This window comes from Streptomyces millisiae (assembly GCF_031845425.1).
Taxonomy (GTDB): domain Bacteria; phylum Actinomycetota; class Actinomycetes; order Streptomycetales; family Streptomycetaceae; genus Streptomyces; species Streptomyces millisiae.
On the sequence record NZ_JAVREM010000211.1, the window covers coordinates 1 to 538 of the forward strand.

Genomic DNA, 538 nt, shown 5'->3' on the forward strand with positions numbered 1-538 from the left:
TGGGTACGTGCGGCTGATCAACCGCAACAGCGGCAGGGCCGTCGAGGTACAGGGCGCGGCGACCAACGACGGCGCCAACGTCGTCCAGTACGCCGACTGGGGCGGCGCCAACCAGCAGTGGCAGCTGCTGCGCGTCGGCTGAAGCCGGGCCGGTGTGGCCCCTGACAACGAAACGGAGCACCCCCATGAACGGGGCGAACGACTCCTCGGTGTCCGCGCCGCGGACGCCGGCGACGAGACAGACGCGCCGCGGGTTACCGCGGCGTCGCCGACTGGCCACCACGATCGGGTTCCTCGTGGCCTCTCTCCTCGCGAGCCTGATGACCGTCGCCGGCGCCGCGCCCGCCTCGGCCGCGACGGTGGACACCAGCGCCTGGTACGTGCTGGTGAACCGGAACAGCGGCAAGGCGTTGGACGTGTACAACCTGGCGACCAACGACGGGGCGCGGATCACGCAGTGGTCGAGGAACGACCAGGCGCAGCAGCAGTGGCAGTTCGTCGACTCCGGCGGCGGCTACTACCGGTTGCGGTCACGGCA

Annotated in this window: 1 protein-coding gene and 1 pseudogene; both read left to right on the forward strand. The window is 70.8% G+C overall.

All coding sequences use genetic code 11. From position 1 onward, the window contains the following. Positions 1-139 (forward strand): annotated as a pseudogene (locus tag RNC47_RS36270) (RICIN domain-containing protein); the annotation flags it as partial. A 181-nt stretch (positions 140-320) separates the two neighbouring features. Then, positions 321-538, forward strand: a 218-nt coding sequence (locus RNC47_RS36275) for an RICIN domain-containing protein (RefSeq protein ID WP_311605127.1), incomplete at its 3' end; no start/stop codon positions are given.